This window comes from Sulfuriflexus sp., from assembly GCF_032250955.1.
In the GTDB taxonomy this organism is placed as follows: Bacteria; Pseudomonadota; Gammaproteobacteria; order AKS1; family AKS1; genus Sulfuriflexus.
Window position 1 is genome coordinate 1 of the sequence record NZ_JAVVES010000081.1, and the last position, 10,550, is coordinate 10,550.

Consider the following 10,550-nt stretch of genomic DNA (forward strand, 5'->3'; position numbering starts at 1 on the left):
TGGTGGAACAACGGGCCGCGATGTTGACGAGTGGGTCAGAAGTACCTGTAGACGGCGACTCTGACCCCGCTGGAGTGGATTAGGGGTCGGAATCGCGCGGGCGTGGCGATTTGGTGGAACAACGGGCCGCGATGTTGGCGAGTGGGTCAGAAGTACCTGTAGACGGCGACTCCGACCCCGCTGGAGTGGATTAGGGGTCGGAGTCGCGCGGGCGTGGTGATTTGGTGGAACAACGGGCCGCGATGTTGACGAGTGGGTCAGAAGTACCTGTAGACGGCGACTCTGACCCCGCTGGAGTGTGGTGGAACAACGGGCCGCGACGTTGGCGACCAGGTCAAAAGTACCCGTAGACAGCGACTCCGCCCCCTGCAGGGATTATTAAGTATTTGCCCGGTTCTTGATCAAATCATCGACCACGGCCGGGTCGGCCAGTGTCGAGGTGTCACCGAGCGTATCGAGGTCGTTTTCCGCGATCTTGCGCAGGATACGACGCATGATCTTGCCGGAGCGGGTCTTCGGCAGGCCGGGGGCCCACTGGATGACATCGGGCTTGGCGATGGGGCCGATCTCCTCACGGACCAGGGCAACCAGCTCATCGCGCAGGGCATCTGACGGCTCTACACCCAGCACCGGGGTCACGTAGGCATAAATGCCCTGGCCTTTGATCTCATGCGGGTAGCCGACCACGGCGGCCTCGGCAATGGCATCGTGCAGGACCAGTGCAGACTCGATCTCTGCCGTGCCCATGCGGTGACCGGAGACGTTCAGCACGTCATCCATGCGCCCGGTAATCCAGTAATCGCCATCGGCATCACGCCGCGCGCCGTCACCGGAGAAATAATAACCGGGGTATGTCTTGAAGTAGGTATCGATAAAACGCTGGTGGTCGCCGTAAATCGAGCGCATCTGGCCCGGCCAGGAACGCGTGATGACAAGTGCACCACTGGCCTCGGTCTCAGTAATGAGTTGATTGCTCGTTGTGTCGACAATGCCGGGGACGATACCGAAAAACGGGCGTGTGGCTGAACCCGGCTTGAGGGTGGTTGCGCCGGGCAGCGGTGTGAGCAGGTGACCACCGGTCTCGGTCTGCCACCAGGTATCGACAATCGGGCAGCGCCCATCACCGACCACCTTGTGATACCACTCCCAGGCCTCGGGATTGATCGGTTCACCGACAGTGCCGAGCAGGCGCAGTGACTGCCGCGAGGTCTTTTTGACCGGTTCATCGCCCTCACGCATAAGGGCACGGATTGCAGTCGGTGCGGTATAGAACACGCTGACCTTGTGCTTGTCGACGACCTGCCAGAAGCGCGAGGCATCCGGATAGTTTGGCACGCCTTCAAAAAAGACGGTGGTCACCCCGATGGCCAGCGGGCCATACAACAGGTAACTGTGGCCGGTGATCCAGCCGACGTCGGCGGTACACCAGAAGACATCATCATCGTGCAGGTCAAAGGTGTATTTCGTGGTCATCGCGGCATACAGCAGGTAACCGCCGGTTGTATGCAACACACCCTTCGGCTTGCCGGTTGAGCCGGATGTGTAAAGGATAAACAGCGGGTCCTCGGCGTCCATTTCTTCCGGCGGGCAGTCGGCAGAGGCCTCGGCCATGGCGTCGTGATACCAGATATCACGGTCTGTGTTCCAGTGGATCTCGCCGCCCGTTCGTTTCACCGTCAGCACGGTATGCACGTCCGGGCAGGCCTGCAGGGCCTTGTCAGTGTTGGCCTTGAGTGGCACGGCCTTGCCGCCACGCACACCGCCGTCGGCGGTGATCACCACCCGGCAGTCTGAATCGAGGATACGGTCTTTCAGTGACTCGGGTGAAAAACCACCAAAGACGACTGAATGCACCGCGCCGATGCGGGCACAGGCGAGCATGGCGTAGCCGGCCTCGGGGATCATCGGCATATAGATGCAGACGCGGTCGCCTTTTTTTACGCCGCGTGCCTTGAGCACATTGGCCAGTCTGGAAACCTGCTCGTGGAGTTCGCGGAAAGTGATCTTTTTGTCATCTGCCGGGTCGTCGCCTTCCCAGATAATCGCGACCTGGTCGGCGTGCTTTTCCAGGTGCCGGTCGATGCAATTATAGGTGACATTCAGCTTGCCGCCCTCGAACCAGCGGATATGCAGGTTATCGGCAGCATAACTACAGTCAGAGACCTTGTCCCAGGGCTTGTACCAGTAGAGGAAGGTCTCGGCCTGTTCGGCCCAGAAGGCATCCGGCTCGTCGATCGAGCGCTGGTACATGGATTGGTAGGTGGCCTCATCAATGAGGGCCTTGGCGGCGAAACTGGCCGGGACAGGATATTGTTTGTCAGACATGGATAGAGGGTCTCCGTATCAATGAACCATCAACTGTAACGGAAATGCGCACGGGATAAAAACCTTTTGCATGGCATTTCACTGCGGGTAGAGGAGTTTTGTTAGTGCTATCCGCTCCGTGTCCATGCGGGCCGTTTCAGCAAGAAACAATTCGGCCGTGGCGATAGCATCGCTCAGGGCATGGTGAGCCGGGTAGCGGGGCAGGTGATGCGCCTCGCGCAGGCTTGCCAGCCTCAGGGCAGCCGGCTGGTAGACAGCATGGCGGCGATCCAGCCTCCGCTGCGCCAGGTACTGGGTATCGACGACGGGCATGAGCCACTCGGCACCAAATACCTGCTGGCAGGCCGCCTGCAAAAAACTGATCTCGACTTGTGCATGGTGTGCAATCAAGACCTTCCCGGCGAGTTCCGGTAACAGTGCATGCAGGGCCATGGTGAGTGTTTGCCCCCCGGCCAGCATGTCATCGGTCAGGCGATGGATGCCGACATTGGCGGACTCGAGTGTGGCGGGCGTCTTTAGGAGGATGTGCCGGGCCGTGCCGAGCAGGACACGCCGGGCCTGGAGGCTGACATGGCCGATACTGAGGATGTGATCAGTGTGACAATCGAGGCCACTGGTTTCCAGATCCAGGGCCACGTAGTCGGCTTCGCGATAATCCTGATGAGTATCTGCGAACGGGGTAGCGAGAAAATCCCGGAGGGGGCCGGGCGGCGCACGCCTGTGGAGGCGTCGGCGCCGGTAATCCAGTGGTAGCAGGCGGGCCAGCTTCGACACGCGTTAAAACAACCCGCTCTGGTACTGATGCGAGACAGCGGCCTGTAATTCACTGATCACGGCGAAGGCATCTTTCAGGTGCTGGCACTCCAGCGCAGAAAGCTCGGTGGGCTTGAGGTAATTATCCATCTCCAGTCCGTCCAGGTATTGCGAAGACTGGTGTTGCAGACGCCGCAGGGCAATCAGTGACAGGGCATCGTGCAGGTTTTCGCCGCCCTCTCGACTCAGGGACAGGCTTCCCGCGGCCGCGCGCAGGCGCTCGTAGGTATTCACTTCGGCAAGGCCTTCGCTCAACGCATACAACCTCGCCAGCTCGACAATCGGCATGACACCATGCAGCTTGATATCAAAACTGTCGTCATGCTCACCGTCATGGACGAGAACAAACTGGCGGAAAAATCCCAGTGGCGGGCGCATGTCGAGGGCGTTGGCGGCAAGATGGGCAAGAAAGATACGGTTTGCGCTGGCCTTTTGCAGCGCAAACGCCTGCAGGTGGCTGAACAACGAGGCATCACCATAGATGCAACGCATGTCAAAAAAGTTGCAGGCCAGGAGCAGGGCCTTGGGCTCGGGGATATCAACCCAGCGCGAGAAATACTTTTTCCATGTTGCCATGGGTTGTCGCCACTCGTCATTGGTTGCCATGACATCACCCGGACAATAAACAATACCGCAGGCATTCAGGCCATCGGAGACAAAGCGGGCGAGTTGGGTAAAGTATTCGCCGTGGCTGGCCGCGGTATATTCATCGGAGAGGAGCAGGGCATTATCCTGATCGCTGTGCGCGGTGAATTCGCGGCGCGCCTGTGAGCCGACGGCAAACCAGCAAAAACTGATCGGTGCTGGCCCGAGTTGTTGCATCGCCAGGTAAAAGAGATGCTCGGTGATGGCATCGCCAATCGAGGCCAGGACATTACCGATGTGCTGTGCCGATGAGCCGCTACTGATGAGTTGCTGTTGTTGCTCGGGCATGCCCTTTGCAATCCGTGCAAGCTCGGCAACAGTCCGCGACTTGTGAATCGCGCCGACCATGTGCACGGGGCTGAGACTCTGCTGGCGCAGGATGTCGGTACTGCTGATTACGCCGATGGCCTTGCCGGCCTCAAGTACCGGCAGGTGGTGAATATTCTCCCGGCTCATTAACAACAGGGCTTCATCAAGACGCGTTGACGGCGTGACATGCTGGATGTCCGTGGTCATGATCTCGCTGACGGCAGTGCTCATCGACAGGCCTTGTGCCAGGCAGCGACTGCGCAGGTCTTTGTCGGTAATCAGCCCCTGTAACTGACCTTCATCGGTGATCAGAAGTGCGGAACTGTCGTTCTCGTGCATGCATTGCGCGGCTTGCTGAATAGCGGTGTCAGCGCCGATGCTGACCAGCTTTCTGTGCATGCAATCGCTGACATAATATTGTGACAGGCCGCCGTTAGCGGTTATTGAGGATTGCTGGCGTTGCAGGGCCTCGCGCAAACGGTGACTCAATGATGCATTGAAGCGCGCATCGAACGCCGGGTAATCATCACGTAAGCGCTCGAAGATATGGCAGGGTAACAGGTAGAGCAGGCAGTCTTCGCTGCAGATGGCATGCAGAACCGGTTCATCTTCCGGCCGTTCACAAAGCCCGGCATAACAATCGGTTTCCGCCAGTTTCTCGTAAAGACGCCCGTCCTCGTCGCGCAGCTCGATGGCGCCCTGGCGCAGGATGGCCAGCAGACCGGCTGTTTCTTCGCGGCTATCGGCGGGCGGGAATCTGTTGCCACGCCGCAGGTAGCTGATTTGCAGTTGTCCGGGCAGGGCATCGAGCTCGTCGGCGGGTAATTGATCGAACGCTGAGCAATTGGCCAGGAAGTCGCGTATCTCCAGCAGTTCGATTTGCATAGTTGCCCTTGATGCCTGTCAGTTCTGGTTAACAGGAAAAAGATAGTCCACCTGAAAAGAGTCTAGCAGAGAAATTAAATAGATAAAAAGAAACAACCAGGCTCACGCAAAGCGGTGAAGGCCGCAGGGAAAAGTATGACAGGGGAATAAAAATGCCGGCATACACAAAGTGTACACCGGCATCCGTTTTACGATGACAGGGTATTGATGATCGGCAGGTAGTTCAGTCGACCATCAATCATCAATCCCCTCAGTGGCTGCTTGAGGCACCGGCACCACGTGGGACGCGAATGTCCTCAACCAGGTGCTGGATGTGCTCAGGTGGCGCCTTGCTGACTTTCGACACGACGTAGGCGGTGATGAAGTTCAGCAACGCACCGATGGCACCGAAGGACTCAGGCTGGATACCCATGACCCAGAACTCGGCAGTGTCGGCGAAGTTGTTGGTTCCCGGGATAAACAGCCAGCCCTTGTACATGAAAATGTACACGAGCGTGGACCCAAGACCGACCAGCATCCCCGCAACCGCGCCGGTATTGTTGGCGCGCTTGTTGAAGATGCCCATCATCAACGCCGGGAACAGTGACGAGGCAGCCAGGCCAAAGGCCAGTGCCACCACCTGCGCGGCAAAGCCCGGCGGGTTCATCCCCAGGTAACCGGCGACCAGGATCGCACCCCCCATGGCGATGCGCCCGGCAAGCAGTTCTTTCTTCTCGCTGATGCCGGGGCGGAATACACCCTTGAGCAGGTCATGCGAGATCGCCGAGGAAATGGCCAGTAACAGACCTGCCGCAGTCGACAGCGCTGCAGCCAGCCCCCCGGCAGCCACCAGGGCGATCACCCAGTTAGGCAGTTTGGCGATTTCCGGGTTGGCGAGAACCATGATGTCACGGTCGATCTTGACCATTTCATTACCCTTCCAGCCAAATGACTCGGCCTGCGCCGCGAACTCTTCGTTCTTGTCATTGTAGTACTGGATACGGCCATCACCGTTCTTGTCTTCGTACTTGAGCAAGCCGGTCTTTTCCCAGTTTTTAAACCAGTCCGGGCGCTCGGCATAGGCCAGGTTGCCTTGTGGCGCACCGACTTCATCGACCTGCACGGTCTTGATCATGTTGTAAATCGCCATGGCACCAACAGCCGGGGCCGTGGTGTAGAGAATGGCAATAAACACCAATGCCCAGCCGGCAGAGGAACGCGCATCCTTGACCTTCGGTACGGTGAAGAAACGCACAATCACATGCGGCAGACCGGCAGTACCGATCATCAGCGACAGGGTCAGCAAGACCATGTTAAGTGACGTGCCCTTTTGTGCCGTGTATTCCGCAAAACCGATGCCGACCAGTACCGAGTCAAGCTTGGCCAACATGGTGGTGCCACTGCCATCGGCCAGCGTACTACCCAGGCCGAGTTGGGGAACAGCGTTACCCGTCAGTTGCAGGGAAATAAAGATGGCCGGTACGGTATAGGCAAAGATCATCACGCAGTACTGGGCGATCTGGGTGTAGGTGATCCCCTTCATGCCCCCCATTACGGCGTAGAAGAACACGATCGTCATGCCGATAAGCAGGCCGACCGTGAAGTCTACTTCCAGGAAGCGTGAGAAGGCGACGCCAATCCCTTTCATCTGGCCGATAACGTAAGTAATCGAGGCAACAATCAGACAGATCACGGCAACGATTCGCGCGGTTTGCGAATAGTAACGGTCGCCGATAAATTCCGGCACGGTGAACTTGCCGAACTTGCGCAGGTACGGCGCCAGCAACATTGCAAGCAGCACATAGCCACCGGTCCAGCCCATCAGATACACAGAGGCATCATAGCCCTTGAAGGCAATGAGGCCGGCCATGGAAATGAACGAGGCCGCTGACATCCAGTCAGCCGCCGTGGCCATGCCGTTGGCGACCGGGTGAATACCCTTGCCGGCGACGTAAAACTCACCGGTGGTAGTGGCTCGTGCCCAGAAGGCGATAGCGATATAAAGCGAAAAAGTCGCGCCGACGATGATATAGGTTAATGTTTGCAAATCCATTATTCATGATCTCCCGTTAGTCTTCATGAACGTCAAACTGGCGATCCAGTTTGTTCATGCGTGAGGCGTAAAAGAAGATCAGCGCTACGAAAGTGTAGATAGAACCCTGTTGGGCAAACCAGAAGCCCAGGGGATAACCGCCGAGTGAGATGGTGTTCATAACGTCGACGAGCAAAATGCCGAAGCCGTATGAAACGATGAACCAAATAATCAGGCAAAATAACAGCAGGCGAACATTCGCCTTCCAGTACTCCGCCGCGTTTCCAGTGGATTGCATGAGAGAGCTCCTTTTTCGTTTATATTGTTATATACGATTGTTATATACGTTTTGTATTATCGGATGGCGAAAAATTACGACTCTATTCAATAACCAACCTTTCCAGAAAAAACCGCTTTCCTGCCAAGGTTTTTTTAGCCACTTCGACGGGGTATTACTGACGCAATACCGGTATCGAAGCCGGGAACTGGCATGCGGTGAAAGGTTATCTCCTGGCCAGTACAGCTTGTACTGCCTGCGCCAAAATGGTGCAGACCGCCTCCGAGATTATCAGAACTAAAATAGAAATGTAATGGGCGGGTTTATTTATACCAGCGGGTAAAATCGGCTACGGCTGCACGCTCGACTCGATACTGGTTGACTGGCATAACCCAGGGACATGCCACAGGCAAGCGCTTGTGTATCAGGGACTTGCAGGGCGGTGCGGACAATATCCGGATACGACGTTCGCGCATCGGGGTGAGGATATCCATGGACCTAACTATCCTCAAAGCGCATGGACAGATCCACGGCATGGATATGCTTTGTCAGCTCACCGGTGGAAACGTAATCGACGCCGGTTTCGGCAATCTGTGGAATCGTCTCGAGTGTAACGCCGCCAGAGGCCTCGAGCCTGGCCTGGCCTTTATTCATCGCCACGGCGGTGAGCAGATCCGCCCGCTTGAAGTTATCGAGCAACAGGATATCGGCACCGGCATCGAGGGCCTCGCGCAGCTCATCAAGCGTCTCTACCTCGACCTCGACTGGCACATCGAGCCGCATGGCCCTGGCCTGTGCCACCGCCGCCGTGATGGAGCCGGCCGCGGCGATATGGTTTTCCTTGATGAGAATGCCATCATACAGGCCGACACGATGGTTATAACAACCGCCACAGGTTACGGCATATTTCAGTGCGCGGCGCAGACCCGGGATGGTCTTGCGCGTATCCAGCACCCTGGTCTTCGTGTGCGCCACCGCGTCGGCATAGCGTCGCGACAGCGTTGCCGTCGCCGATAACGTCTGCAGGAAATTGAGCGCGGTACGTTCGCCGGTGAGCAGCGCGCGCGCGGGGCCACTGAGGGTGCACAGGCACTGCTCCGGGGTGACGAGATCGCCGTCCGCAACCTGCCACGCTATCTCAATACGAGGATCCAGTTGGCGGAAGGCCTCGTTGACCCACTCGACACCACAGATAACGGCGGCTTCGCGGGTGATTATCCTGGCGCTGGCGGTGGCCTTTTCGGGGATCAGTGCCGCCGTGATATCACCACTGCCGACATCCTCGCGCAGGGCGCGGCGGACATCCTCGGCAATGACCTCTTGCAGTTCGCTGTCGATCACTTATTCGGAGATTTCCAGCAACTCGATTTCGAAGATCAGGGTTGCATTCGGCGGGATCACACCACCGGCACCGCCTTCGCCGTAACCGAGTTCAGGCGGGATGGTAAGTTTGCGCTTGCCGCCGACTCTCATGCCGACTACGCCCTGGTCCCAGCCCTTGATGACATAACCACGATCAACCGGGAAGCTGAACGGGTCGTTACGATCGACACTGGAGTCAAACTTGGTGCCATCTTCAAGCCAGCCGGTGTAATGGACGATGGCCGTCTGGCCCTTGCCGGTGGCTTCGGTGCCGTCACCCACTGTGAGGTCTTCGTAACGCAGGCCGGTTTCAGTCGTGATTTCGCTCATGTCACTCTCCTTAATATTGGCCGCACATTATACCTCAAATGCTTACCGAACCGGGGTCTGCGGGCGGGCAAAGTAGTCGTCGCTGAGCTTTTTCACCAGCCCGGCGAGCAGGACAAGGCTTACCAGGTTGGGCACAGCCATGAGGATGTTGGTGATGTCGGCGATGTTCCAGACCAGGTTGAGCGGGATCCAGGCGCCGACCACCACGAGCACGGTATAGACCATGCGGTATGGCAGCACGGCACGCCGGCCGAACAGGAACTCGGCACTGCGATCACCGTAATATGACCAGGCGATGGTGGTGGAGAAGGCAAAAAACATGAGACCGAAGCCGACCACCCAGGCGCCAAAGCGGCCAAGCGTCTGCTCAAAGGCATAGGCTGAAAGGGCCGCACCGGTATAGGCCTCGGGACGGGCCTCGCCCCAGGCACCGGAGATAACGATGACGAGCGCGGTCATGGTGCAGATAATAATCGTGTCGATGAATGGCCCCAGCATAGCCACCAGCCCTTCCCGCACCGGTTCATTGGTCCGCGCGGCGGCATGTGCCATCGGCGCGGAGCCGAGTCCGGCCTCGTTGGAGAATACGCCGCGGGCAACCCCGTACTGGATGGCCGCGCCGATGGCGGCACCACCGGCGGCGGCCGGATTCAGGGCCAGGTTAATGATGGTGGCAAAGGCCGCGGGAATGGCGCTGGCATTAAGGGCAAGCACGACCAGTGCGGCCCCGCAGTAGACGATCGCCATGAACGGCACGATGCGCGAGGCGACCTTGGCAATGCGGCGGATGCCGCCGATGATAACGAGGCCGACGAAGATCGCCATGACCACGCCGATGGCGAGCCGGTACTTGTCCGCCCCGGGGAAGATATAACGCAGACCATCAGCCACCGAGTTGGCCTGTACCATGTTGCCGATGCCGAACGAGGCAATCAGGGTAAACACGGCAAACAACACACCCAGCCATTTCAGGTTCAGGGCGCGGGCCAGTGTATACATGGGACCGCCGGAGATGGTGCCGTCCTCATGCACAATGCGGAACTTCACCGCCAGGGTGCAGGAAGTGAACTTGCTGGCCATGCCGACCAGTGCCGTGATCCACATCCAGAACACCGCCCCCGGGCCACCGAGGGCAATCGCCGTGGCGACCCCGGCGATGTTACCCGTGCCGACCGTGGCCGAGAGGGCGGTGGCCAGGGCCTGGAAATGACTGACCTCGCCTACATCAGTGGGCTTGTCATACTTGCCCCGCACCAGCGCAACGGCATGCTTGAAGCCGCGAAACTGGATAAAGCGTAAACGAACTGTCAGGTAGAGACCGGTACCGACGAGTAATACAATTGCCGGCAGTCCCCAGAGTTGACCGGCGATGCTGCCGGTTAATGAAGTCAAGTCAGTCAGCCATGTTTCCATATTTTCTACCCTGTTTATTATTATTTAATTTCACTGCTGTCCCGTTAATTCCCTCTCCCTGAGGGAGAGGGTTAGGGTGAGGGGATTTAGATTCGATAACACATTGTTTTATTTACTCCCTCATCCTGGCCTTCTGATAGAACAACTAGCCATTCGCCTAAGCTGTCTAACTACGACAGC

General features: G+C 57.9%; 9 protein-coding genes. All 9 read right to left on the reverse strand.

The genetic code is table 11. From position 1 onward, the window contains the following. Positions 1 to 378 precede the first annotated feature (378 nt). Positions 379 to 2,325, reverse strand: a complete 1,947-nt coding sequence (gene acs, locus RQ738_RS12115) for an acetate--CoA ligase (protein WP_314165503.1) — start codon at positions 2,323 to 2,325, stop codon at positions 379 to 381. Positions 2,326 to 2,403: 78 nt separating this feature from the next. Beyond that, positions 2,404 to 3,099 carry an exonuclease domain-containing protein gene (locus tag RQ738_RS12120; protein WP_314165504.1) on the reverse strand — a complete coding sequence of 232 codons (696 nt, stop codon included), beginning with the start codon at positions 3,097 to 3,099 and terminating at the stop codon, positions 2,404 to 2,406. Between the two features lie 3 nt (positions 3,100 to 3,102). After that, positions 3,103 to 4,977, reverse strand: a complete 1,875-nt coding sequence (locus RQ738_RS12125; protein ID WP_314165505.1) for a putative nucleotidyltransferase substrate binding domain-containing protein — start codon at positions 4,975 to 4,977, stop codon at positions 3,103 to 3,105. 250 nt (positions 4,978 to 5,227) lie between these two features. Continuing rightward, positions 5,228 to 7,009 carry a sodium:solute symporter family protein gene (locus RQ738_RS12130; protein WP_314165506.1) on the reverse strand — a complete coding sequence of 594 codons (1,782 nt, stop codon included), beginning with the start codon at positions 7,007 to 7,009 and terminating at the stop codon, positions 5,228 to 5,230. A 16-nt stretch (positions 7,010 to 7,025) separates the two neighbouring features. Then, entirely contained in the window at positions 7,026 to 7,286 is a 261-nt protein-coding gene (locus RQ738_RS12135) for a DUF4212 domain-containing protein (protein WP_314165507.1), read from the reverse strand. 302 nt (positions 7,287 to 7,588) lie between these two features. Continuing rightward, complete coding sequence (locus RQ738_RS12140; RefSeq protein ID WP_314165508.1) at positions 7,589 to 7,759, reverse strand: hypothetical protein; 171 nt, start codon at positions 7,757 to 7,759, stop codon at positions 7,589 to 7,591. Positions 7,760 to 7,763: 4 nt separating this feature from the next. After that, positions 7,764 to 8,606: a carboxylating nicotinate-nucleotide diphosphorylase gene (gene nadC / locus RQ738_RS12145; RefSeq protein ID WP_314165509.1), complete on the reverse strand. Its 843-nt coding sequence runs from the start codon at positions 8,604 to 8,606 to the stop codon at positions 7,764 to 7,766. Then, positions 8,607 to 8,957, reverse strand: coding sequence for an FKBP-type peptidyl-prolyl cis-trans isomerase (locus tag RQ738_RS12150; protein ID WP_409929552.1), 351 nt, complete (start codon positions 8,955 to 8,957; stop codon positions 8,607 to 8,609). Positions 8,958 to 8,999: 42 nt separating this feature from the next. Further along, on the reverse strand, positions 9,000 to 10,370 hold the full coding sequence (locus RQ738_RS12155) for a sodium:alanine symporter family protein (RefSeq protein ID WP_314165510.1): 1,371 nt from the start codon (positions 10,368 to 10,370) through the stop codon (positions 9,000 to 9,002). Positions 10,371 to 10,550 lie beyond the last annotated feature (180 nt).